This window comes from Holdemania sp. 1001095H_141210_F2 (genome assembly GCF_015558105.1).
Lineage (GTDB): Bacteria > Bacillota_I > Bacilli_A > Erysipelotrichales > Erysipelotrichaceae > Holdemania.
The window spans coordinates 53,286-76,155 of the sequence record NZ_JADNPO010000003.1; the positions used below are offsets into that span (position 1 = coordinate 53,286).

22 protein-coding genes, 4 tRNA genes, 1 other RNA gene and 1 riboswitch are annotated in these 22,870 nt (G+C 49.5%); of the genes, 20 read left to right on the forward strand and 7 right to left on the reverse strand.

What is annotated here, in order from left to right; genetic code table 11:
• Positions 1-219: 219 nt before the first annotated feature.
• Positions 220-2,094, reverse strand: a complete 1,875-nt coding sequence (locus I2G61_RS02785; protein WP_072685689.1) for a DUF2207 domain-containing protein — start codon at positions 2,092-2,094, stop codon at positions 220-222.
• Positions 2,095-2,184: 90 nt separating this feature from the next.
• A complete protein-coding gene (locus I2G61_RS02790; RefSeq protein WP_072685690.1) occupies positions 2,185-2,736 on the reverse strand; it encodes a LemA family protein in 552 nt (183 codons plus the stop codon).
• Positions 2,737-3,081: 345 nt separating this feature from the next.
• Between I2G61_RS02790 and I2G61_RS02795 the strand changes: the two genes are divergently transcribed.
• The 10 genes from I2G61_RS02795 (at position 3,082) to I2G61_RS02840 (ending at position 11,479) form a co-directional block, all read left to right on the forward strand.
• Positions 3,082-4,740: a Na/Pi cotransporter family protein gene (locus I2G61_RS02795; RefSeq protein WP_072685691.1), complete on the forward strand. Its 1,659-nt coding sequence runs from the start codon at positions 3,082-3,084 to the stop codon at positions 4,738-4,740.
• 148 nt (positions 4,741-4,888) lie between these two features.
• Positions 4,889-5,866, forward strand: coding sequence for a D-2-hydroxyacid dehydrogenase (locus tag I2G61_RS02800; protein ID WP_195547874.1), 978 nt, complete (start codon positions 4,889-4,891; stop codon positions 5,864-5,866).
• A gap of 47 nt (positions 5,867-5,913) precedes the next feature.
• Positions 5,914-6,290, forward strand: a transfer-messenger RNA (tmRNA) gene (gene ssrA / locus I2G61_RS02805).
• Positions 6,291-6,459: 169 nt separating this feature from the next.
• Positions 6,460-6,972: a GntR family transcriptional regulator gene (locus tag I2G61_RS02810; RefSeq protein ID WP_072685693.1), complete on the forward strand. Its 513-nt coding sequence runs from the start codon at positions 6,460-6,462 to the stop codon at positions 6,970-6,972.
• Positions 6,969-7,691, forward strand: a complete 723-nt coding sequence (locus I2G61_RS02815; protein WP_072685694.1) for a GntR family transcriptional regulator — start codon at positions 6,969-6,971, stop codon at positions 7,689-7,691. Before I2G61_RS02810 ends, I2G61_RS02815 begins: the two co-directional genes overlap by 4 nt.
• A gap of 133 nt (positions 7,692-7,824) precedes the next feature.
• Positions 7,825-8,595: a PTS sugar transporter subunit IIC gene (locus tag I2G61_RS02820; protein WP_083538667.1), complete on the forward strand. Its 771-nt coding sequence runs from the start codon at positions 7,825-7,827 to the stop codon at positions 8,593-8,595.
• Complete coding sequence (locus I2G61_RS02825) at positions 8,596-9,426, forward strand: PTS system mannose/fructose/sorbose family transporter subunit IID (protein WP_072685696.1); 831 nt, start codon at positions 8,596-8,598, stop codon at positions 9,424-9,426. It begins immediately after the preceding gene.
• 12 nt (positions 9,427-9,438) lie between these two features.
• On the forward strand, positions 9,439-9,921 hold the full coding sequence (locus I2G61_RS02830) for a PTS sugar transporter subunit IIB (protein WP_072685697.1): 483 nt from the start codon (positions 9,439-9,441) through the stop codon (positions 9,919-9,921).
• A 20-nt stretch (positions 9,922-9,941) separates the two neighbouring features.
• A complete protein-coding gene (locus I2G61_RS02835; protein WP_072685698.1) occupies positions 9,942-11,030 on the forward strand; it encodes an SIS domain-containing protein in 1,089 nt (362 codons plus the stop codon).
• A gap of 14 nt (positions 11,031-11,044) precedes the next feature.
• Positions 11,045-11,479, forward strand: a complete 435-nt coding sequence (locus I2G61_RS02840; protein ID WP_072685699.1) for a PTS sugar transporter subunit IIA — start codon at positions 11,045-11,047, stop codon at positions 11,477-11,479.
• 173 nt (positions 11,480-11,652) lie between these two features.
• Here the strand turns inward: I2G61_RS02840 and I2G61_RS02845 are convergent, their stop codons facing one another.
• Positions 11,653-12,510, reverse strand: a complete 858-nt coding sequence (locus tag I2G61_RS02845; RefSeq protein WP_072685700.1) for an FRG domain-containing protein — start codon at positions 12,508-12,510, stop codon at positions 11,653-11,655.
• A gap of 312 nt (positions 12,511-12,822) precedes the next feature.
• On the opposite strand from I2G61_RS02845, the gene I2G61_RS02850 reads away from it, so the two are divergent.
• The 9 genes from I2G61_RS02850 to I2G61_RS02885 all read left to right on the forward strand — a co-directional run bounded on the left by I2G61_RS02850 (position 12,823) and on the right by I2G61_RS02885 (position 18,596).
• Positions 12,823-12,899, forward strand: a tRNA-Arg gene (locus I2G61_RS02850).
• A gap of 34 nt (positions 12,900-12,933) precedes the next feature.
• Complete coding sequence (locus I2G61_RS16625; protein WP_255370404.1) at positions 12,934-13,059, forward strand: hypothetical protein; 126 nt, start codon at positions 12,934-12,936, stop codon at positions 13,057-13,059.
• Positions 13,060-13,187: 128 nt separating this feature from the next.
• A complete protein-coding gene (locus I2G61_RS02855; protein WP_072685701.1) occupies positions 13,188-14,396 on the forward strand; it encodes a class I SAM-dependent rRNA methyltransferase in 1,209 nt (402 codons plus the stop codon).
• A 54-nt stretch (positions 14,397-14,450) separates the two neighbouring features.
• Positions 14,451-14,723, forward strand: a complete 273-nt coding sequence (locus I2G61_RS02860) for a DUF3781 domain-containing protein (RefSeq protein WP_229100655.1) — start codon at positions 14,451-14,453, stop codon at positions 14,721-14,723.
• A gap of 329 nt (positions 14,724-15,052) precedes the next feature.
• Positions 15,053-15,640 (forward strand): DUF6434 domain-containing protein, encoded by a 588-nt coding sequence (locus tag I2G61_RS02865; RefSeq protein ID WP_072685702.1) that lies wholly within the window; start codon positions 15,053-15,055, stop codon positions 15,638-15,640.
• Between the two features lie 109 nt (positions 15,641-15,749).
• Positions 15,750-16,082: a hypothetical protein gene (locus I2G61_RS02870; RefSeq protein ID WP_072685703.1), complete on the forward strand. Its 333-nt coding sequence runs from the start codon at positions 15,750-15,752 to the stop codon at positions 16,080-16,082.
• A gap of 254 nt (positions 16,083-16,336) precedes the next feature.
• Positions 16,337-17,167: an HAD family hydrolase gene (locus I2G61_RS02875; protein WP_072685704.1), complete on the forward strand. Its 831-nt coding sequence runs from the start codon at positions 16,337-16,339 to the stop codon at positions 17,165-17,167.
• A 336-nt stretch (positions 17,168-17,503) separates the two neighbouring features.
• A tRNA-Ala gene (locus I2G61_RS02880) sits at positions 17,504-17,579 on the forward strand.
• Positions 17,580-17,930: 351 nt separating this feature from the next.
• Positions 17,931-18,596 carry an O-methyltransferase gene (locus tag I2G61_RS02885; protein WP_072685706.1) on the forward strand — a complete coding sequence of 222 codons (666 nt, stop codon included), beginning with the start codon at positions 17,931-17,933 and terminating at the stop codon, positions 18,594-18,596.
• A gap of 464 nt (positions 18,597-19,060) precedes the next feature.
• On the opposite strand, the gene I2G61_RS02890 is transcribed toward I2G61_RS02885, so the two are convergent.
• The 4 genes from I2G61_RS02890 to I2G61_RS02905 all read right to left on the reverse strand — a co-directional run bounded on the left by I2G61_RS02890 (position 19,061) and on the right by I2G61_RS02905 (position 22,349).
• Positions 19,061-19,831, reverse strand: coding sequence for a Cof-type HAD-IIB family hydrolase (locus I2G61_RS02890; protein ID WP_083538669.1), 771 nt, complete (start codon positions 19,829-19,831; stop codon positions 19,061-19,063).
• A gap of 199 nt (positions 19,832-20,030) precedes the next feature.
• Positions 20,031-21,665 carry a peptide ABC transporter substrate-binding protein gene (locus tag I2G61_RS02895; RefSeq protein WP_195547875.1) on the reverse strand — a complete coding sequence of 545 codons (1,635 nt, stop codon included), beginning with the start codon at positions 21,663-21,665 and terminating at the stop codon, positions 20,031-20,033.
• Positions 21,666-21,740: 75 nt separating this feature from the next.
• Positions 21,741-21,911: riboswitch (Lysine riboswitch) on the reverse strand.
• A 282-nt stretch (positions 21,912-22,193) separates the two neighbouring features.
• Positions 22,194-22,267: transfer RNA gene (locus I2G61_RS02900), tRNA-Gly, on the reverse strand.
• Between the two features lie 8 nt (positions 22,268-22,275).
• Positions 22,276-22,349: transfer RNA gene (locus I2G61_RS02905), tRNA-Gly, on the reverse strand.
• Between the two features lie 307 nt (positions 22,350-22,656).
• Here I2G61_RS02905 and I2G61_RS02910 point away from each other — a divergent pair.
• Positions 22,657-22,836: a hypothetical protein gene (locus tag I2G61_RS02910; protein WP_072682898.1), complete on the forward strand. Its 180-nt coding sequence runs from the start codon at positions 22,657-22,659 to the stop codon at positions 22,834-22,836.
• Positions 22,837-22,870 lie beyond the last annotated feature (34 nt).

A 22,870-nucleotide genomic window follows, 5' to 3' on the forward strand; every position in this document is an offset into this window, starting at 1 on the left:
TTGAGCGAATGACAGAGCATCAGCCTGAAACAAAGAACAAGATGAAAGTACTGCGCACGATAAAACGGCAATGCTGGCGGAACGAAGCTCGGCTCTTAAAGAAATAGGCGCTGCTTGTCTGAATGATCGGCAGAAGAAAAGCCGCAAGTTCTAATAATCTGCAGCTTTTGTGTTCATTGCGATTGGCGGATATTGAGATCAGAATGCGGATTGAGCTGCTTACCAGCCGCTGCCAGAGGTGCCGCCGAAGCCGCCGCCGGTAAAACCGCCGCCCCCGCCTCCGCCGAAGCTGCCGCCATGCGGACCCGAGCTTGAGGAAACCGGCGCGGAGGTCATGGCTCGCTGGAACGAATTCATATTGCGGTCCAGCCGGCTGATCATATACCACGTTGTCCAGCCATCCGGGCCGTAGTACCAGGTTGGCGGTTCCAAGGTCAGACCCCGGAAATGTTCCGCCCAGATATCCGATAAGCCCAGCGCGTAGGCATAGGGCAGAATCGAGTAGAAGTAAGTTGGATCATCTTTTACCAACATGGCCAGACGGTCCTTTTCCGCGTACAGAATGAAGTTTCGCAGACCTAAGACTTTCCCGGTTAACCGCTGTCCCCGCTCGGTCCGCTTCTTCATGAAAACCGCGCAGAGAGCGCTGATCAGCGTGCAGATGCTTAAGAAAACCGGGCAGAGCCAGCTCTGGCGTGCTGTCAGAAAGGCAATCGCCAATAACAGCGCCCACAGACCCGTAAGCAGGACCATACCGAGAAGCATACCGAATCGAAAGCCGCCGCCGGCACTGTGCCAGCGCTGCTGCAGACTGCTGCCCATGATGATGACGATGATCATCACGAAATACGGAATGATCAGGAATACGATTGCCGCGAAGCTGAATTCAACGGCATAGAACTGCAAGGCCGCCAGAATCGCAATCGGCAGCGGCGCTAACAAGGTTAAAATTACCTGTAAGGTTGAAGAGAGCTTGGTGAACAACCGCTTTTCCGGCAGCCGGTAATAAGCGGAATAATCCTGGATCGCCTGATTGAGATGGGTGTAAAACTTCTCCTCCAGCTGTTTTGTCGTCACGCTGTCGCGATTGTTAAACAGCGCGTTGAACAACCGCAGCTCCGCGACCGGCGTATCCTCCGGCAAAGCTTGCAGCTTATTCAGCTTCAAGGTCTTCTTTTGATCCTCAATCGTCAGGTAGCCGCGATTCGCCCAGTCCAGAATCAGCGACAAGACTTCCTGGTTCTGCACGGAACCGTTTAGAATCATACCGACCTCGGTGCTGGAGATCCCCTCCGGCGCTGTAAATTCGACCGGAATGATCAACGTTTCATCACGACCCCACCGCATCAGACAGAAAATGCTGAGCAGCGTGATAAAACCGCCGAGAATGGCGAGGGGCAGGGAATAATCAGCTTGTTTCGGATAGATGAAATACTGATCAGGCAAGTCCAGCTTAACCGTGATCCCCTCAAACGGAGCCAGCGCGGATAAGGTTTCGCCGCTGAAGGTCGTCCCTTCCTGCTCAAAGCGGAATTGATCCTGCGGCAGATCAGAATAGAAGTACAGCTGGCTGGCATCGAAGCTTTTTGGCATCGTGACCCGGAAGGTGACCTTCTCAATCGTTGTATCCCAGTGAACAGAAATCAGATTCCAGTAAAAACTCTGGATATTGCCCAACCTCAAATCGCGGGTATGCACCTGATAGCGGATCTGATAGGTTTCTTCAGATTGGGCGTAGGTATCGGCGCTGCCCAGGCGGAGGTTGTAGTAATCATCCTCATCGCTGAGCTTGGCTTCATGACCTGAGAGCACTTCGATGTGGTCGATCGGAAAGACGTAGCTGCGGTTTATCACGGTATCGCCAATCTGCCATGATACATTGCGGTAACGTTTGGGCAGCGTCAGATTTAAGCCGTGCAGGCGCTGCTGAAACTGAACGTCGAGCGTTTCCGTAACGGTATACACCCCATCTTCGCTGACCTCAATCTGAATGTCGTAATGGTCGATCGTGAAGCCTTCCTGAGCGTGAATCGGCTGCAGCCCGAGGAAAAGCAGAAACAGCGTCAGAACGCTGAATAAAATTCGTTTTTTCATAAATTCCACTCCTTACTGTCCGAATGCCGGCATTCCCAACTGGGTTCCGGCATCGCGCCAAGGTTTAAAAAATATCGCGGAAAGCGATATTTAGAAAGAAACTTTGACGTTTTCGCGCTGAGCTTCATCCTTAACGACAAACAACGGCATTTTCTTAAAACCGCAGATCATCGCGATCAGATTGCTCGGAATCGTTTCCGTGCGGGTATTGAAGGCTTTAACCACACCGTTGTAATACTTGCGGGCGTTGGCGATTTCCCCTTCCATGTCTTTCAGCTGCCGCTGCAGATCAATGAAGTTAGTGTTGGCCTTCAGATCCGGATAGCTCTCCGAGATCGCCATCAAACGGCCTAACAAGCCGGACAGATTCTGTTCCTGGGCGATTTTTTCATCCATCGAATGCGCGTTCATGGCCAGACTGCGGGCGGATACGACTTTTTCCAGTGTTTCCTTTTCATGCGCTGCATAACCCTTGACCGTTTCGACTAAGTTCGGGATCAGGTCGTAACGCTTAACCAGATACACATCCATCGTGGAGAACGCTTCCTCAACTTTATTTTTTAACGATACAAACCCGTTGTAGGCCGCGATAAACCAGATGACCAGCACCGCGAGCACGACCAGTAAAATAATCCACATCATGCGTATATTCCTCCTCTGCCGTCCTATGAGGACTTGGTCTTATTATAGCATAGCTTGCGCCGCAACATTCTATCCCTGCCCGCGTTTTAAGAATTCTGAAAGAAGTGGGAGAGATTGATGATTTCTGTGAATGAAGCCGGCGGCGCGAGGAAAACTAAGCGCGGCGCGGTTCAGCCGGTCGGATTTTACAGACCGGATCAGGAAGCCGATTCCTGAAAAAGGCAGTCATTCTGACGGAAATCGTAAAAAAGCAGCGAATGAAGGCAGATTAACGGAAAATTAACAGAAACTTAACAGTCATTTTCTTTTTTTCTTGGTATCTTTACCTTTGAGAGGAGTGGAAGGATGACGTTACAGGATATTCAGTGGGATATGATTTTAGGCGGCTTCGGGCTGTTCTTATTCGGCATCAAATTTATGGGGGACGGTTTAAAGAGCTTAGCCGGGGATAAGCTGCGGGATTACATTGATAAATATACGTCGAAACCGCTGATGGCGATTGTGATCGGGGCCCTGGTCACGATTATGATCCAGTCCAGCTCAGCGACGACGGCGATTACAATCGGGTTGGTGCGGGCCGGGTTAATGCGGCTGGAACAGGCGGCGGGGATCGTCATGGGCGCCAACATCGGTACGACGGTGACGGCGTTTCTGATCGGCCTGAAGGTGGAACAGTTCGCCTTGTTCTTCGTGTTTGCGGGCGGCGTGGTGATTTCGTTTGCCAAGCGGAAAAAGAGCCGCACGGTTGGCGAGATTGTGATGGGCTTCGGCTTGTTGTTTTATGGGTTGCGGATTATGGGCGATTCTTTGTCGATGCTTAAGGACATGCCGGAATTCATCGCCTTTGCGGAAATGATGGGCCGGCAGCCGCTTCTGGCATTGTTGGCAGGCACCGTGCTGACCGCGCTGATTCAGGGCTCGGCGGCGACCATCGGCGTGGTGCAGAAGTTAGTGGAAGCGGGGGCGATGTCGATGTCGGCAGCGCTGCCGTTTGTGTTCGGCTCCAATATCGGCACGACCATCACCGGCGTCTTCGCGGCGATCGGCGGCAGTCTGGCGGCCAAACGGACGGCAGGCTTACATACGTTGTTCAATGTGATCGGCACCCTGATCGGCATGCTTCTGCTTCAGCCGTACATCCTGCTGATCCAAAAGCTGTCGGCGATGCTGAACATCGCGCCGATGATGCAGATCGCTGTTGCGCATATCCTGTTTAACGTCGGGGCGACGATCCTGTTTTTCCCATTCTTAAAGCAGATGTGTCAGCTGGTCAAGAAACTGATTCCGGGGCAGGAACCGGAGCGGCTGGATATCAAAATCGACGATCTGGACGAGAAGATTATTCACGAGCTGCCGGCCTCGGCGCTGGAGCTTGTCCACAAGTCGATCTTTAAAATGGTCGACGTCGTAAGCAAGACGGTGCAGGAAGCAAAAAGTTATTTCGTCAAGGGCACCGACGAGGAGGACCGCGAGATGATCCTGCAGTCGGAGGCACTGATCAACAGTTTCGATGCGAAGATCACGCAGTATCTGATGCAGATCTCCAAGGAAAATCTGTCGGATAAGGAAATGGCGGACCTGAATCTCAATCTGCAGGTGATCAAAAATCTGGAACGGATCGGCGATCTGACCGTGAATCTCGTCGAGTTCTTCGAAATGGTCAGCGAAGATCAGTCTTCGTTCTCCGCCGGTGCGAAGGACGAGGTGCTGCAGATGTTCGACTTGTTTGATCACATGCTCGCCCAGTCCGTAAGAGTTTATGAATCGCAGGATTACACACTGTATTCCGCGCTGCTGGAAGATGAGAATTACATGGACTTGCTGGAATACAAGGCCCGGCAGAATCACTTCGACCGGATGAGCCGCCAGGAGTGCAGTTCGGCTGTCGCGGGTTCCGTGTTCTGCGATATTCTGGGCAACCTGGAGCGAATGGCGGATCATACGTGCAATATCGCCCGCTGCGCGATTGAATCAACCGGCATGGAAGCGGCAGAGAAACATTAAAGAAGAAGCTGTCCGGATCGTTTGCGGGTTTGCGGCAGGGCGGCGCTTGTCTTGGGACTGAATGCGGAAAAGCACTACATCGGCGAGCTGGATGATTGACGTGCGCCAACCGCTCAGGTACAATGAAGCCAGAAAGAAGGTTTGGGCAATGGAAAAAGTAAAAGTTTGCTGGATCATTCCGACCGAGGCTTCCCTGCAAGAGACAATTCAGGCGGCTTGTCCGCAGGCGGAGATTGATTTCTGCGAACGCAACGAGCTGGATGAAGCGCGGCTTGCGGAAGCTGAAGTTGTGATCGGAAATCTTCCCAACCGCTGGCTGCCTCAGGCGAAGGCGCTGCGCTGGCTGCATCTGGAAAGCGCTGGCGCTGAGCAATATGTAAAGGAAGAAGGATTGGCCCAGGATGTCCTGCTGACCAATTCGACCGGTGCTTACGGACCGGCGATTGCGGAGCACATGCTGGCAGGAGTGCTGTCGATCTATAAAAAATTAAATCTCTACCGGGAAAATCAGAAGCTGCGGGTGTGGAAAAATGAAGGAAAGGTTCGTTCGTTGAAAGGATCGTCAGTGCTGATCGTCGGTTTGGGCGACATCGGCCGGGAATTTGGCTGGCGGATGAAGGCGTTAGGGTGTACTGTAACGGGCGTGAAGCGAACCCCGGGCGGTTGTCCGGATTATGTTGACCGGCTGGTGCTGATGGATCAGATCGAGGAAGAACTGCCGCAAGCAGATATCGTCGCGCTGTGTCTGCCAAGCACGCCGGAAACCCGGCACTTCTTCGATCAGCGGCGGCTGGCGCTGACGCGTCGGGATTGTGTTCTCGTCAACGTTGGCCGAGGCGTTACGGTGGATACGCCGGCGTTGTGCGCGCTGCTGGATCAGGGACACTTCGGCGGGCTGGTTCTGGACGTCGTGGATCCGGAGCCGCTGCCAATGAATAATCCGTTATGGGGTTATGACCGCGTGATTCTGACGCCGCATGTCTCAGGCAACTACAACCAACAGAGCACCTACGACACGGTGATCGCGATGGCGCTGGAAAATTTGCAGCGGTATCTGGACAGACAGCCGCTGAAATACCGGGTTGACCGTCAGAGCGGCTACCGAATTTCCAACAATGGCGAATAATTTGACGGAATGCGGTTTATGCTATATACTGTTATAGCATAACAACTGGGGTTGTCATGGTTTCGACAGGTCTAAGTTGGATTCAGACTGCAGTGGGGCGGCTGCCTAACAGCCAACAAAAAATAACTGGAAAATCTTTTTTAGCTAATCTGTTCGGTGGAAACCGTCAGGTTGCTTTCGCTGCTTAATATCTCGGCATAGAGATTGCAGCTGCTGCCGGTGATTCTTTCTTCAGGTTGCCGGACAGTATCAGAAATGAAGGATAAGGAGATTCGGCGTCTGGACGGATTTCCCGACAATCAACAGACAAACTCAGATCGTTTTGTCCGTTAACATATCTGTTTTATAAGCAAACGGAATAAACTGTAGATGTCTGAATGGGGACTATTCCTGGACCGGGGTTCGACTCCCCGCAGCTCCACCAAAAGTCGAACAGCCGAGCGCATGCGCCCGGTTTTTTATTTTTATCCCTACAATTCTAAAACCGGTGGTTTTATGGCGAAACACAGTTCCCAAAGAGGGAAGGGTGCCGGCTTGAGCTTATTTTTCAGAAGTGGTATACTATACTAAACCACTAGGAAAACGGTGAAATTATGAATGATGAAGTCTATGTCACACGCCAGCTGGATCAATTTGAATCAATTACTCAGGCTTTGGAAGCCCGAGGTTTTCATTACGTCTATCCGATTCTGGATCAGTCGGTGATCGAAGCAAATAAGCTGATCAGCGAACAGCTTCAGATCCCGATCGCCACCCGGATCTTCAGCTATCGAAAACTGCGGATCGTGGAAGGCAAACCGCGGTCAGTCGAACAGGTCTATATCGAATATGAAAAAGTCCGCGGAATCGAAACGCTGCCGCTGGAAAACCGGTCGCTGTACCGTGTCCTGCGCGAACAATTCGGCTATGATATTTGCCGGAATGAAGAGGAAATCCGGATCGTGCATGCCAGCGAGGAAGAAGCGCAGCTGCTGCAGGTGGAAGACGACGCCGAGATTCTGATGAGCACCGGTCTGACTTATCTGGATTCGATGAAACCGCTGGAATATTTTCAGATCGTTGCAATCCCCAGCTTTTTCAAGTTCAGGAGCGTGACGACGGTATGAGTATGGAAAAAGCAGTCTATGTGCAGCTGATGGAAAACATTCTGGAGAAAATCCGCACCGGCGAATACCGCGTGGGCGAGAAAATCATGTCGGAACGGCAGATGGCGCAGCAATACGGAATCAACCGCCTGACGGTGCGCAGCGCGATCAAAAAACTGGTGGAAGAAGGAACGCTGGTCTCGATCCAGGGCAAAGGCACCTTTGTCAGCCGGCTGCCAAAAAATGAAAAAAAAGTAACGTTCGGTGATAATGAAAACGTCAGCTTAAGCCGCAATCTGGTGCAGAGCGGTTTCCAGTCCACCCGGACGGTGCTGTCGTTTAAGCAAATTGAAAACCAGGGAGCAACCCGTGATTACTTTCCCGACAGTCCGCAGCTGTATGAATTGATCCGGCTTTCCCGGATCGACAATCAGCCCTATGCCCTGCAGATCTGTTACTTTCCCGTCTCGCTGTTTAAGCAGCCGGAGCGGTTTAACTTCGGAGAAGGTTCCTTATATACCTATATGGAGCTGCAGGGGCATATGCCCAAGACCATCATCTCGGATATGGAAGTCCAGGAAATCCCGGCCGCCTATCGGCAGGTGATGGAGGCGGATCCGAAAAAGCAGGTCTTCGCTTACCAATATTTCGGATTTGACGAACAGCATCGTTTAGTTGAGTTTACGAAAGCCTATTATATGCCGGAATATACGTCGTTTAAATATGTAACAAAGAAATAGTGTGAATTTCACACTTTTTTTATTGCAATCCGGGGATAGAAGGTGTATAAAATAATTAAGTGGTATAGTAACTATACCAGATGAATAAACTGGTATAGTTACAACAGTCTTGTAAGGAGGAGGAAAAATCATTATGTCTGCATTGCAAGCTGCTTTGATCGGCGTTGTCGCAGCCTTGTCCGTTTTGGAAGGCGGATGGCTGGGAGAATGCAAACTCCGCGAACCGGTGGTCACCGGTTTTCTGGTCGGTTTGATTTTAGGGAATGTGAAGGAAGGGCTGATCATCGGCGCTCAGCTGGAACTGATCTGGATGGGGACGGCTTCAATCGGTCCGACGGCCGGTTTGAGCATCGGCACCGGCGGGACGATCGGCACCGCAGTTGCGCTGTCAACCGGCTCGGGCATCGAAGTCGCGATGGCCTTCGGCGTTCCAGTTTCCATTCTGATGCAATTTTTACAAACGTTGGTGGATACGGCGTATTCCGGACCGATGCACACCGTCGATAAACTGATCGACGAGGGCGGCAAGGATAAGCAGATCATCTGGATTCACTGGTTATGCGGAATCCTGACCTTCCTGATCTATCTTAGTCTGACATTCGTGGCCTTATACTTCGGCAATGAAGCGATCAACGTGATCGTCAACAATCTGCCGGCCTGGATGACCAATGGTCTGAATGCGGTTGCCAAAGTTCTGCCGGCGCTGGGCTTCGCCTTGTTGATGAACCTGTTATTGGAACAGGACCTGATTCCTTATCTGATTATCGGCTTCGCGCTGACCGCCTGGTTAGGCATGTCGATGATCGGCGTGGCCGCGGTTTCCGTCGCGCTGGCCTGGATTATCTACCTGCTGAAACGGGATCAGCTCAATTCAGCATCTGAACCGGAAGAGGAGGAATTGTAAATGACAACGTCGATGCAGGACAATCCGCGCAAGCTGTCCAAAAAAGAATTCAATCAAATCTACTGGCGTTCCTTTACGCTGTTAGGCTCCTTCAACTACGAACGTATGGAAGGCTTGGGCTTCCTGTACGCGATGATGCCGAGCTTGAAGCGGATCTGGAAGGATGATCCGGAAGGCTACAAGGCCGCGCTTCATCGTCATATCGCTGCTTTCAATATGACGGTTGCCCCTTCGCCGTTTGTCATGGGCATCGCGGTCGCAATGGAAGAGCTGGCGCATGATAACGAGAACTTCGATGTCGAATCGATCAACGCCGTCAAGGTTTCCCTGATGGGACCGTTGTCCGGGATCGGCGATACGTTCTTCTGGGGAATTTTCAAAGTCATCGCCTGTTCATTAGGCGTCAGCTTCGCCAGTCAGGGCAGTATTCTCGGCCCGATCATTCTGCTTCTGGCCTTCAACATTCCGAACTTTCTGACCCGGTATTACTGCCTGAAGATCGGCTACAACAACGGCAGCAAGCTGCTTGAGAACCTGCAGCAATCCGGCAAGATGCAGCTGTTCACCTATTGCGCCGGAATTGTCGGCGTCGCTGCGATCGGCTGTATGATCGCCGCCTGGATTGGTCTGGAATGCCCGATCGCCTTCACGATCTCCGGCAGCGAAGTTGTCGTTCAGCAATATCTCGACGAAATCTGTCCGCAGCTGCTTTCGTTAGGCGCAACGCTGTTGATCTACCGGCTGCTGAAAAAGAAAATCAGCATCATGAAGCTGATCCTGATCATCGTCGTCGTGGCGTTTATCTGCGGCGTGTTCGGCATTTTGGCATAAGGAGGAAACTGCATGGCGATTGTTGAAGTAAGAATTGACGACCGGCTGATCCATGGGCAGGTCTGCGGCTACTGGGTACCGCATCACAGCGTGGAAAAAATCGTCGTGATCGACGATAAAATCGCAAAGGACGAAATGCGCAAGACAGCGCTGAAATTCGGCTGTCCGGCGAAAGTGAAGCTGTCGATTCTGGACGCGCTGACGGCTTCCGACAAGCTGAAGCGCAATCTTGACAAAGGCAGCCGCGTAATGCTGCTGGCGGCGGGGCCGGAACCGTTGTTAAAGATGGTGGAGGACGGTTATGCGATCAAACAGATCACCGTTGGCAATTTGTCCGGCAAGCCGGGTTATCAACATGTGAAAAAGACATTGTATCTCTCCGACGCCGATATTGACAACTTCAAACGGCTGGCGGATCACGGCGTTAAGCTGCTGGTTCAGATGGTGCCGGATGATGTGCCGGAGGATCTGGCGGAAATCGTTCGAAAACTGTAGAAAGGAACTGGGAAGAAACTATGGAAAAACCAACGGTATTAGGTTATATGAAAGATCAGCCGCGGGCGTTAAGAGCTGCCTTTGCACGCCGCGCGGAGTTTGTGGAGCCCTTCCGTCAGTTGTTTGTGCAGCTGCCGATCAAAAAAGTGCTGTTTTTCGGTTCCGGGACCTCCTATAACGCTTCGCAGATTGCCGCCTATGAATTTAAGCATCTGTGCAAACTGGAGGCGCAGGGTCATTATCCGACGGTGTTTGCCCATTATGAACAAGCCGATTGGACCGGCATGCTGAAAAAAGAAGAAATTCTGTTTGTCGGCATCAGCCAGTCCGGGACTTCGATTTCAACGATTGAGGTCATGGACAAGGCCCGCCGCGAAGGCTATCCGACCGTGGCGTTGACGGAGAACCTTGACAGCGAGATCACCCGGCATGTCGATCATGTCATCCATCTGTTATGCGGCAAGGAAGAAACGCCGCCGGAAACCCGCGGATATACGGTTACACTGCTGCAGCTGTATCTGTGGGCACTGGCCGCCGCCGAGGTTCGCGGCACGCTGACCGCTCAGAAAATCAGTCAGGCGCTGGCGGAAACCGAAACGTTTGTCAATCAGTTTGATCAGGTGATAACAGAGAGTGAAGCCTGGTATGACCGCAACGCGACGACGATTGTCAACAGCGACCGAATCTACGTGCTGGGCTATGGCATCGACTATGGTTCAGCTTTAGAGGGCATGCTGAAGATCGGCGAAATGCTGCGGCTGCCGACGATCGGCTATGAAATTGAGGAATATTCGCATGGACCGACGATGGCGATCACACCGAAACAGACCATCCTGATGCTGGGGTCGGATGAAGCAGAGTGGAACCGTTGTTTACAGTTCCGGGAAGCGTTTCGCAAATACACCGACCGCGTGCATCTGATCACGGTCAAGGAGGCCCCGTCGGATAAGCGGGATCTGGTATTCAGCGTCAAAGCAAACAAATATCTGGCGCCGATCATGCTGACAGTTCCTTTCCAGTTTGTCGCCGCCAAGGGGGCGAAGGATACCAACATTGATACGAATGTAAATCCGTTTAAAGAAGAGCTGGCGCATCTGCCTGAAGAATAAACCGGGAGAAAAAAATGAGCACAGGAATTATTGTGATGGGACATGGTCATTTCGCCACCGGCATCACCTCGGCGCTGGAATTGATCATGGGTTCTCAGCCGGCCTATGAAGCGCTTGATTTTCCGGCAGAATCGGATAAGGAAGATTTGAAAAAGCGGCTGAGTGCAGCGTTGGAAAGACTGGAAAAGCAGGATCAAATCATCATTCTGACCGATCTGTTCAGCGGCACGCCGTTTAACGTGGCGATGGAAGCCGTGGCTGAGAAGCCAGGTCTGAAATTGTATTATGGCTTAAATCTGGGAATGTTGATGGAACTGATTTCGCGCCGGATGTTTCAAGGCGATGCCAAACTGAGCGAAGGCCTGATCGAGATCGGCCGGCAGCAGGTCGGCTTGTTTGATCCGGAAGCGATGGAGGCTTATACGGAAACCGGCGAGGATGAATTATAGGAAAAAATGAGTCAGGATTCCGGCATCTTGTTAACAATGATCGGGATCATTGCTTTGAGCCGGAAAGGGTGAGGGAATCCACAGCCTGAAATTATCCACAAATAGAAAAATACCAGGATCTTCTTCCTTATCCAGGAAGGAGGCCCTGGTATTTTTTATGGAAACGGAAAGTTTCACTCAATTCCAGCCTGCTTTTGCAAGGCCTGAGTAACGATGGAATCACAGAGATTCTGAAGATCGGGGAACAGCCGCTGTTTGTTATAACCCATGTTGTCCAGGAAACCAAGCGTTTCCCGGCGTTCTTTATCCGACAGCTGGATCGAAATGCAGCGGGCGCGGCGGCGAATTTCTTCTGCGGCTTCATCACCTTCAATGGAAGAGGGGATGGAGAACAACCCGGCCTGGGCGATCAGCCGGGCATTGCTAAAGCTGCCGTTGTAGATGATCAAGCCTTGGGGATGAGGATCGTCAGCGGCGATCTTCAGTGCGTTTAACGCGGCGTTTCGTTTCTGAACTAAAGAAAGAAACCGGGCTTTATCGCGAAGCAGCTTCAGGAATGCGGCATATTCCTCAATAAACTCCGGATCTGCTTCCTTCATTGGCGAATAACAGCGGTGAATGATAATTTGTTCCCTGAGCGGCAGCACGAATAATTCATACTCCCCGTTGTCGGGCTGCTTATTTTCCGCCAGCGCAAAGTATAGCGCGGTAAAGGGATTACAGGTCCAGTCGATCAGCCGGGTCGGGATGCCGTAATGCTGGGCACAGGCAACATAATCGAGCGTTTCCATCGTGCCGGATAACAGGTTGGAGGCCTGCTGACGGAAAGCATGAAGCAGTGCGAATTCCTGATCTTTTAGATTGACAAGGGTCTGTGTTTCCCGGTCGTATTTGCGGCAGATCGAAGGATTTAATTCAATCCGCCGGCTGACGCCGCGGAAGATATACTGATCGCTGCGGGTAAGCCGGATCAGATCGTTAATGAGTGACTTTGAGCTCGTATATTGTTCTTTGATCGGCGATTCGTTCATAAACATGTCCCTCCTGACTGATCGGCGACGGGTTTTTGTTTTCTTTAAGTCTATCATAAAACGAAGCGAGAGCGCTGACAAGCAAAACTGCTGAAGGGGATAAGCGTAAGGAAAGAAACGAAGGCAGCCTTTGTTGAAATGCCTGCCGTTTCTGAACGGGGATTGCTTTTAAGAAGAAGGCGGTGGGGACAAGCGCTGCGAATGAAAGAGGCAAGGGGAAGCTGGAAAATCGGAAAACTGCGGGAAATCAGTCTCAGCGTCCGATTAAACGCTTGACGAAATGCGCTTCCCATTGTAAAATAATAACGTTACGTGCCCATGGCGCAATTGGATAGCGCATTTGATTCCGATTCAAAAGGTTGCAGGTTCGAGTCCTGTTGGGCGCACCATTCGAAAATCAAGTTGGAGAGCTGACCTTGATTCATGCGGGAAACCGAAATGAAAGAGGCTGGTTCTCCAATTTTTTATTTTGCGCTTTTCCTGGCATTTGAAACGTTTTTCCAGCGATCAAAAGGCAGCCGCGAATCAATCGGAACTGATGAAAATTGAACCATGGCCAAAGAGCGTGGAATAGCGCATTAATCAGTTCCCAATGGCGAAGAAACATCAACTTATCCCAAAGAGCGGCTGAATTTATGCTATACTAAGGCAGAAAGAGAAGAAGACGAGGTTGAATGATGGATCGAAATTACGCAAAAGTAATCATTTCGCAAGAGGGCGAAAAATGGCTGGATAAAGGACAGATGTGGATGTACCGCAATAACCTGATCAGAATTGAGGGACATCCGGAAAACGGAGCGCCGGTGGATATTGCAACGGAAGGCGGCCGCTATCTGGGAACTGGTTTTTACTCGGAAACCAGTCATATCGTCGTGCGGATTCTGACGAAAAATCCGCAGGCAGTGATCGACCGGGATTTTTTCAGACAGCGGATCCAGTTTGCTTATGCTTTCCGAAAAACGGTGGAAGCGGCGAATCTTACCAACTGCCGCCTGATTTTCGGCGAGGCAGATCAGCTGCCGGGTTTGACGGTGGATCGGTATAACGACATACTCGTCACACAGATCAGCGCTTACGGTATGGAAAAGATTAAACCGATGATCTACGACTTGTTGTTGGAGACGCTGCGTCAGGAGGGCCAGACGATTCAGGGAATCTATGAACGCAATGATATACAGGTTCGAAGCAAGGAAGGCTTACCGATGGAAAAGGGTTTCTGGGGCGGCGTGTCACTGCCGACGACGACGGTGATCCAGGAAAACGGCCTGAAATTAAATGTGGATATTGAAAACGGACAGAAGACCGGCTACTTCCTGGATCAAAAGTCAAATCGGATGCTGCTGCGGCAGATGGCGCATGATCAGCGGGTGCTGGACTGTTTCAGCCATACCGGCGGATTTGCCTTAAACGCGGCCTATGGCAAGGCTCAAAGCGTCGTCGCGGTCGACGTCTCCCAGACGGCGTTGGATCAGGGCCGGGCGAATGCTAAACTGAATCATCTGGAAGACCGGATTCAATTTGTGAAAGCCGACGTTTTTGAATATCTGGATCAATGTAAAATTGGGCAATACGATATCATCGTGCTGGATCCGCCGGCGTTCACCAAGTCCCGGAAAACGATCCATCAGGCGTATGCCGGATATAAACGGATCAATTATCAGGCGATGAAGCTGCTTCAAAACGGCGGCTATCTGATCACCTGCAGCTGTTCGCGGTTCATGGAAATCGACAATTTTGAAAAGATGCTGCGGGAAGCGGCGCAGGAAGCCGGCGTGACGCTGAAGCAGGTTTCTGTTACCCAGCAGAATCATGATCACCCGATTCTCTGGACGATGGAGGAGACCTCTTATCTTAAATTTTATATTTTTCAGATCGTTCAGGCTTAAGCGGGCAGGCGTGGAAAGAAAGGCTCAATGAAGCAGAGCGTGGGGAATATCGTAATGGAGCAAACCGCAGTTATGGAGCAGGAAAACTTACTTCTGCAAAATCTGGATCAGCTGCATACGACGGTGATGGGCGTCGAGCGGATCCGCAGAAACTTGCAAATCAATGAGGAAGATGTCGTCGTCTGGTGCCGCAAGTTGATCGCGTCGCCGCAGGCTGTGATTCAGCGCAGGGGGAAAAACTGGTATGTGTTGACGGGAGATTGCCGAATTACAATCAATGCGCACAGTTACACCATGATCACAGCCCATCGTGAGAAATTGGAATAATCGTTTTTTCCATGCAGGCAGGGTCAGCGTGAAATCCCTTGCCGGCGTTGTTTTTGTTCGCTATAATGAGGATAAAGCATGACGCTAAAGAAAGTTGGGGCATAATCCAGATGGCAGAGTTTATGGTGACGGTCAATATCGTTGTTCAATTTTTTTTGAAATACATTTTCGATATTGTAGAAATTGTTTTATTAATCATGATTTACCGCTTATTAAAAAAGAAATCAGGCTGACGCCGCAAACAGGCATTCGGATAACGTTGATGAACAGCATTCCGGATGCCTGTTTGAATATACGATATCCGCATTTCAGGAAAGGAGGGAACAAGCATGGAAAGACCTGTTTTAAATCGATCGCTGGACGCGGCGACGTTTAGGAATCATTATTATCTGAAAGAAGAATTAGTCCGTTTTTGCCGGGCATCGGGATTGCCAGCGGCGGGCGGAAAATCAGAACTGACGGAGAGAATTGCCTGTTTTTTAGAAGGCAAACCTGTTGAGATCATGAAGGTGAGGAAAATCAAGCCGAAGACCGCCGGCACACTGAGGGAAGAAATGTCAATCGAATCTCCGTTTGTCTGTTCCGAAAAACACCGGGCTTTTTTCAAAGCGAAGATCGGGCCGTCGTTTTCGTTTAACGTCGCGTTTCAGAAATGGCTGAAAAGTAATGCGGGCAAAACGTATGGCGACGCGATTCAAGCTTATGCCCAGATTCTTGTTGAGAAAAAAACAAAGCAAACTCCGATTGATCCGCAGTTCGAATACAATACCTATATCCGCACCTTCTTCGCCGAGAATCCGGGCTGCAGCTTGAATGAAGCCATTTGCTGCTGGAAATGGAAGAAAAGCAAAGCCGGCAGTCATCGTTATGATCCCGCGGATCTGATCGCACTGGAAGGGGAAAAGAGGTTAAAATAAGATGGGAGAAAAAACACTGGAAAGTGCGCTGAATGAGATCAATTCGATCCTGCGGCGGTGTGAGAAAATCCAGCCCCAATTTGCCAGGGGCAGCGCGCATTAAAGTTTATTGGAAAATCGAATAGCGGCGCTGCGGATTGCCAAGCTGCTGCTTCAACAGGAACAACAGAAGGAACAAGCGGATCAGCCGAGGCAGATCTCCTCAGAATTAACTGCCATAACCTGTCCATCTGTGGTATTGAGTTGGGAAGAGCTTGAAAAAGCATTGGCTCCAATCGGTTCCATCCTTCATAAATGCCGTGCGGCGCAGGTGAAGCACGAAGAAGCTTCCGCAACTTTTCGCCGGCTGCAAAAGCAGATTGACGTGATGGTTCTGGCGGAGGCGTTAATTCGCAAGGAACTCAACATGAAAATGACCGGCAAGCCAGCGAAAGGTTCATAAGTTAAATCATGAGCTTGTGCGGACTGAATCAGAATGAGTAAAGATTAGGGCTATCGCGTGAAGCAAAGCAGGCTGGATAAGCGGATTGCTTGAAAATCATCCTGTTTTGAAACAAAAATAATGTTTTTCAGAAAGGTTGATTGGAATTCGTTTTGAATCCGGTCTTTCCTTCACACTTTTTCTGAAATTCTGCTAGAATGTTAAAGAAGCTGTTTTTAGAAAATAGGAAATCAGGGAGCAGGGGGAGTACTACAATGATAGAAGACTTTCGTCTGGTAATTTGCGATATCGACAGCACGTTAATTACTTCTGATCGAATTTTAACAGAACATGCAAAGGACGTCATCAATCGGCTGCATGCCCATGGCGTTTATTTTGGCATTGCATCGGGACGATCCATTGATCAGCAGCTGCATAAGCAGGCGCGGGACTGGGGATTTGATTTCGATTTTGAAGTGTTGATCGGAATGAATGGCTCTGAATTGTGGGATGGAGTCCACCAGAAACGGCATGATTATTACAAATTGAAAAGGGAATGGATCAAGGAGATTCTGGAATTGATGGCCCCGTTTGATTTAAACCCATTTATGTATGTCAAAGATAAAATGATGTGTCTGCGGGTCGATGAAGCGACGGAGCGATCGTCGAAGAAAAACCGTACGGATCTGATCGTTGTGGACGATATTTCCGAGTTTTATGCGGAAGAAAATGCGAAGATCATGTTTCGAATGCCGGAGGAACTGATGGCGGAGGTCGTCGACTATGTCGGTAAGCATCCTTCATCGCACTTCAAGGCGTTTAAGACGCAGACGACAATGCTGGAATTTACTGATCAGCGGGTTTCCAAAGCGGTAGCGCTGGAACATTATTGCGAAATGAATCAGTTACCGTTAAGCAAAGTGATCGCATTTGGAGATATGAGCAATGATAACGAAATGCTGGAATGCAGCGGCTGGGGCGTATGTATGGCTAACGGCGGCGCGGATACCAAGGCGATTGCGGATGAGATAACGGAAAAAACAAACGATGAGGACGGGTTTGCGGAATATATGGAAAAGCATTTCTTGAGGCCGCGCGGCTGGTGAACGAGAAATGCACCGGGCAATCCGCAGCCGCGAAATTGCGAAGATTGCCGGAAAACAGCAGGCGAGCAGAAGAAAATCGGACGTTTCTGATCTGTACTGTCTCTTGGCTGGCGCTGTGAGTTCAGCGCGGCAAGAGAGGCGTGCAGAACAGGCGCCTGTTCTGCGGGCGGAGCTGTTTAAGAAGGAACATCATTTTGAGGGATGAAGGTGGGGCACGAGAGTTTATAAAATCGTTGGAAAGCAGGCGGAAAAAGAAATAAATCAAGCGCTGAATGCAACCTTTTTAAGATTAGGGCTTGAAATCTTTTTGTCAATTTGTTAATATTTATAAGCAATGGGGTTGTAGCTCACCTGGGAGAGCGCTACACTGGCAGTGTAGAGGTAGTCGGTTCGAGCCCGATCAGCTCCACCATGAAAAAAACAGAGATATCCGGACGATTGGGGAAGACCGAAGCGTAAGGATATCTTTTTTGTTGTCCTTTTCTTTTTCACGGCGAGTGATTGATTCGCTTCCCAGGCAACTGCCGGTGTTGACGGTTCAGGAAAACCGGTTTATTCTTAAATCAGAAGACGCAGAAGAGCGCAGGATAAGATCATTGGAAATGATGGAATATTGAACAGGGATGAAAGCCTGCATTGGACTGGACTGAAATAGTAGAGGAAATCCATCGGCGGGGATCGCGGCAGGAGTTGTATTTTTGTTCGGCAGAAAATTTCCCGATCTGTTCTCGCTGCCGCTTCTTAAAAAACGGGAGGTCTTGCCATGCAATCAAAATGGACTGAAAACGATCTGTTTCTTTTCCAACATCTGATTCCTGACGACGTAGATTTAGATTATGCCGTTTCACAAAGCCATGAGAATCAGTTCCCGGAACATGAAGTCTCCAAGACGCAGGGTATGTTCTTATCCCTGCTCATCAGGATAAGCCAATCGAAACGGGTTTTGGAATTGGGGACGCTTGCGGGATACAGCGCCATTTGGATGGCAAAGGCCGTTCCTGATGATGGAAAAGTGGTCAGTCTGGAATGTGATCGGGAGAAATTTGAATTAGCTTCCCGGAATATTGCGCACGCCGGGCTTCAGAATAAAGTAGAGCTGCTTTGCGGGCCGGCTGCTCAATCGCTGCAGAATTTGATCGACGAAGGGACAGAACCATTTGACTTCATTTTTATTGATGCGGACAAACCGAATAATCCGCTGTATTTGCAGCTTTGCCTGCAGCTGAGTCATCCGGGAACCGTTATTTTCGGAGATAATGTTATCCGTGATGGCAAACTGTGCGAAAAGACAAGCGAAGATCCGAAGGTGAAGGGTGTCAGACAGTATATTGAAGATTTGGGAATGTCAGACCGTCTGGATTCCACGGCGTTGCAAACAGTAGGCATTAAAGGATATGATGGTTTCACTCTGACATTGGTTAAGTCTTGATCGGAAAAGCGCTGGGATAAAGCGGAAAGGCAAGATTCTGTCCTGCCAGGAATACTTTATCAAAAAAGCGGATAAATTGAGAGGTAAAGGACAACGCTGAAAAGATAAATCAGAAGAAGGAAGCGAAGCTGTCGTGAATGCGGCAGCTTTTCTTTTAGGGGATCGGGATTGTGCAGCGTTCAAAATGAGGATGGGTCAACAATGATCAACGCATCCTTTAATAATCCAATACTCTCAGTACGTTTTTTCGCATTCCTTTTATCAAAGTAGAGTAACAAGTTTCCTTCCACCCCTGAAAAACAATCTCTTTGTTCAATAAAAAACCTCTTCCCCATAAATCTCAATGTGGGAAAAAGGTTCATTCGTCATTCCTTTTTTGTTAATCCATTTTTGCCTTATTAAAACAAGGGGCCGAGGATTCAGCGGATAGGAAAATCTTGAAGAAGCTTGCCTGCGACTTCTTTTTATTTTGAACTCAGAAGATGCCTTTCAACCCAATCTGCGACGCCGTCTTCATCGTTGGATAACGCAAGATCGTCGGCGCAGGATTTTAATTCATCAGCGGCATTGCCCATCACGACGGCATGGCCGGCAGCTTTCAGAATGTCCAGGTCATTGTAATCGTCGCCAAAGGCGATAACGTCGCAGAGCTCAATGTTGAGATGAGCGCATAAATCCATTAAGCCGGTGAGCTTGGATACCTTACTGTTGAGAATCGCAAAATAATTGGGATCCTTGGCGTTATCGACCAACTTGCAATGATAGGCTTCAAGATCCAGCTGCCTGATCATTTCCGGAAGTTGAGTAACAATGGAAATCTTGGCGATCTCAACGGTGTCGATCGTCGTATAATCGGTATATTCGTGGACATGATCGCCGGTGACCAGACTGCGGTTATTGGTCAGAATCACATCGGGATAAGTGACGTTGACATGGGTGTCAGGAAGGGTCAGCAGCTCGCGGATCAGTGCTTCCGCCTTGTCAGCTTCAACCCCGTATTTGCTGAGTGTCTGATCATGATAAATTGTCTTTGCGCCGTTTAATGAAATGATCCCGTCAGCTTCGATCGCCTCCATGTATTCTTTAGCGCGCATGACGGCTCGGCCGGTCGCCACAATCACCTGATGATCGGTTTCTGTTTTCAGTCTGTGGAAAATTTCCCGGGTCATTGCGGATACGGTCTTGTCGGTGTGAAGCAGTGTCTGATCTAAATCAATCGCCAGTAATTTCATCATTGAAGCCTCCTGTTTTCATTAATGATAGTATAGCACTAAAAAAGGAAAAGGGTTGATTGCGAACAAACAGAGGACAAATAAAGAACAATGGTCTCAGCATGGTTGCGGCAAACAAAGTTTTTTAGAGCGAACAGCCATAAAAAAACTGGAAGAAATGCGCTCAGGCACATCTTCCAGCTTTAGTGGACAGCGATTGTTTTTACGCAGCGTCGGATTGAAGGGTGCAATGCCCATAGAACGGCGTCAGGCCCCACATCTCAACACCCTGGACTGCAGTGCTCTTTAAGCCCGGCGTGTTGTAATTGAATAAGGGAATCAGGTAGACGTTCTCTTCGATCAGATAACGTTCAGCGTCATGCAAAGCGTTCATGTATTCCGTATGATCGACCAGATATCCCGCTTCATCAACCATTTTATCATAAATCGGATCGTCCACGGAGGCTACGATCTGCTGACCAGTCGTCCACAAATTGAGGAACTGGGAAGGATCATCCCCGGCGCTGTATCCATAACGGGAGGTTTCAAAATCGCCATTGTCAACCTGATTGTAGAAGACGCCGGATTCCACGACCTGCAGCTCACATTGAATCCCGGCTTTTTCCCACATCTGCTGCAGAATCTGCGCCACGTCAGCGTGCAGCTGGCTTTGCGAATACTTGTAAACAATTTTTAACGGATGACTTTCATCATAACCCGCTCTGGCTAATAAAGCTTTGGCTTCGTCCAGGTTGTATTCCAGATATTTTTCTCTGGCGTCCTGTTCCTTGCGGAAATCGCCCTCAGCCCCGGCTAAGCCTTCCGGAACATAACCATGCAGAACGCGGTAGTATTCCTCGCTGCCGACAGCGCTGACCAAGGCATCCTTGTCGATGGAAAGGGCTAAGGCCCGGCGGACGTCGACATTTTTTAAATAGTCAGGACCGGTAGAGCCGGAATTTAAAGCGATGAAATAACTGGAGATTTGTGGGATTTTCCAGATTTCTTCCGGATTTGGATACCCTTCGGCAATCGTCGCGGTTATGTTGAGCGCCATATCAATTTCGTTGTTTTTAAACGCCAGGGACTGCGCGTCGGAATCGGCCATGACCAGGAATGTGATCCGCGGCATCGTGATGCTATCAGCGTCATAGTAGTTGTCGTTCTTCACAACGACGGCTTTTTCATTTTCATTGCATTCTTCCAGCGTGTACGGACCGACAGTCGGATAACCGGGCTTGAAGGCCCATAGCGATTCGTGGGCGTCGGCGATGTCAGCGCGCAGCGGCCGCCAGACATAGTTTGTCAGCATTTGTGGGAACCAGGCGCAGGGCTTGATCAGTTTGAGAACCAATGTCTGATCATCAGGCGTGCTGACGCCTTCAATTTCAATCTGCGTCGGATCCAGATCCATGTTGCCGGCGATTTCTTCAGCGCCGGCCAGATAGGTCATTGGGTAGTAAATCGACCAGGAATTGTCGGCGCCGTAGGTGAGATTCCGCAGGATTCCATATTTGAAATCGGCGGATGTCAGCGGCTGACCGTCGCTCCACACAACGCCGTCGCGCAGAGTGAACGTGTAGGTCAGCCCATCGTCAGAAAGAGTATAATCCTGGCACAGATCGTTGATGATCTGATTGCTGTCGTCAGCTCGAAACAGACCGGCGGTCAAATGACGCAGTACGTAATCATTGACTGTTTCCTGGGTTAAGCCTGGATCTAAGGTTGTGATCTGACCTCCGATCGCGACGACCAGTCCCTCATCTGAAGCCCGGTTTCCCTGAGCGGCGTTTTGCGACGAACAGGCCGCGGTGAACAGCAGCATGATGGAGCATAGAAGGGTAAATACTTTCTTCATCTTTTCTTCCTCCTCAGAATTGACTCTGATAAACAAAAACCGCGTACTATTACATACGCGGTGAATTACCGTTTTCTATGCAATAGCGCCTCTTCATTGAATGAAGGAGTGCTGCGGGTATTTCCTGCAGCCCCATAACCAACTTCTGCCGAAGCCTGTTATTCGGCGGTGGTTGCCTTTCTGAAAAGATCATCGCCCGCCGGCTCCCCTTTCGTACTCATCTGCACCGCTACCTCTACATGTTTTTGTTGTATGTTATAAGTCTATCCGTTATTCGTGAAAAGTCAAGCGATTAAAAACGATTTCCAGAAATTAAAATGAAAATTTTGTTATTTTATGAAAATTAAAGAAAATTATTTTCATGGAATAAAATGCAAGGCGGGCAGGGATTGAAACGGCCGGGATGATAAAGAACCGGCACGAAGTTAAGCGTTCCTTTAGCACACAGGGGATAACGCAAGCTGAGCGGCGGGGATCAGCAAAATGGAAAAAATAAAAAAGCTCCGCAATCCGGAGCTTTGATGACCATGGAGCAGATGAGCGGAATTGAACCGCCGTGTCGACCTTGGCAAGGTCGCGTTCTACCATTGAACTACATCTGCACAACTTGTGGAGCGGGTGAGGAGAATCGAACTCCCGTAGCAACCTTGGGAAGGTTGTGTTCTGCCATTGAACTACACCCGCGCATTCTGATTTCCAAGTGCTCATTTATTATAGCATAATTTGAAAAAAATGAAGTCCTGAATTTAAAAAAAAATAAAAAAAATTTTGCCGCGGTCTGGCAGAACAGATCAACGCAGAAATGTGAATGAATCCTTGTTTATCACATTGTGAAGGCAAAAAACATAAAAAAAGGCAGATTTATGAAAATAAACAGAGATTTTCATAAAAATTCTAAAAAAAACGGAAAAAAGTAAAAATATTTTGATTTTTCGTGGGGCTTTTTTAAAAATACCGCAATATTACTAATGTAAGCGAAAGGAGAGTGTTTATGAAAGAGATATTTCAAGAATACGGAGGATTAATCATCGCGGTAATTCTGGTCGGCCTGTTGATAGCTTACATCACAATGGCCGACACTGGATTCGCGGCGCAGCTGACCAGCGGCATCAGTAAGACCGTCGGGAACTTGCTGGATTTAGGGCAGCACTACACACCGTCGGTATCGTAACCGACAGAAGGAAAGCGGCCGCGCTTTCCTTTCT

Excerpts from the sequence above, each read along its gene's own strand:
- I2G61_RS02885 (WP_072685706.1), top strand. The coding sequence starts at position 17,931 with ATGCAATCAAAATGGACTGAAAACGATCTGTTTCTTTTCCAACATCTG.
- I2G61_RS02875 (WP_072685704.1), top strand. The coding sequence starts at position 16,337 with ATGATAGAAGACTTTCGTCTGGTAATTTGCGATATCGACAGCACGTTA.
- I2G61_RS02830 (WP_072685697.1), top strand. The coding sequence starts at position 9,439 with ATGGCGATTGTTGAAGTAAGAATTGACGACCGGCTGATCCATGGGCAG.
- I2G61_RS02815 (WP_072685694.1), top strand. The coding sequence starts at position 6,969 with ATGAGTATGGAAAAAGCAGTCTATGTGCAGCTGATGGAAAACATTCTG.
- I2G61_RS02785 (WP_072685689.1), bottom strand. The coding sequence starts at position 2,094 with ATGAAAAAACGAATTTTATTCAGCGTTCTGACGCTGTTTCTGCTTTTC.
- I2G61_RS02835 (WP_072685698.1), top strand. The coding sequence starts at position 9,942 with ATGGAAAAACCAACGGTATTAGGTTATATGAAAGATCAGCCGCGGGCG.
- I2G61_RS16625 (WP_255370404.1), top strand. The coding sequence starts at position 12,934 with ATGCGGGAAACCGAAATGAAAGAGGCTGGTTCTCCAATTTTTTATTTT.
- I2G61_RS02800 (WP_195547874.1), top strand. The coding sequence starts at position 4,889 with ATGGAAAAAGTAAAAGTTTGCTGGATCATTCCGACCGAGGCTTCCCTG.
- I2G61_RS02845 (WP_072685700.1), bottom strand. The coding sequence starts at position 12,510 with ATGAACGAATCGCCGATCAAAGAACAATATACGAGCTCAAAGTCACTC.
- I2G61_RS02865 (WP_072685702.1), top strand. The coding sequence starts at position 15,053 with ATGGAAAGACCTGTTTTAAATCGATCGCTGGACGCGGCGACGTTTAGG.
- I2G61_RS02795 (WP_072685691.1), top strand. The coding sequence starts at position 3,082 with ATGACGTTACAGGATATTCAGTGGGATATGATTTTAGGCGGCTTCGGG.
- I2G61_RS02895 (WP_195547875.1), bottom strand. The coding sequence starts at position 21,665 with ATGAAGAAAGTATTTACCCTTCTATGCTCCATCATGCTGCTGTTCACC.
- I2G61_RS02820 (WP_083538667.1), top strand. The coding sequence starts at position 7,825 with ATGTCTGCATTGCAAGCTGCTTTGATCGGCGTTGTCGCAGCCTTGTCC.
- I2G61_RS02790 (WP_072685690.1), bottom strand. The coding sequence starts at position 2,736 with ATGATGTGGATTATTTTACTGGTCGTGCTCGCGGTGCTGGTCATCTGG.
- I2G61_RS02855 (WP_072685701.1), top strand. The coding sequence starts at position 13,188 with ATGGATCGAAATTACGCAAAAGTAATCATTTCGCAAGAGGGCGAAAAA.
- I2G61_RS02890 (WP_083538669.1), bottom strand. The coding sequence starts at position 19,831 with ATGATGAAATTACTGGCGATTGATTTAGATCAGACACTGCTTCACACC.
- I2G61_RS02840 (WP_072685699.1), top strand. The coding sequence starts at position 11,045 with ATGAGCACAGGAATTATTGTGATGGGACATGGTCATTTCGCCACCGGC.
- I2G61_RS02860 (WP_229100655.1), top strand. The coding sequence starts at position 14,451 with ATGGAGCAAACCGCAGTTATGGAGCAGGAAAACTTACTTCTGCAAAAT.
- I2G61_RS02810 (WP_072685693.1), top strand. The coding sequence starts at position 6,460 with ATGAATGATGAAGTCTATGTCACACGCCAGCTGGATCAATTTGAATCA.
- I2G61_RS02825 (WP_072685696.1), top strand. The coding sequence starts at position 8,596 with ATGACAACGTCGATGCAGGACAATCCGCGCAAGCTGTCCAAAAAAGAA.
- I2G61_RS02910 (WP_072682898.1), top strand. The coding sequence starts at position 22,657 with ATGAAAGAGATATTTCAAGAATACGGAGGATTAATCATCGCGGTAATT.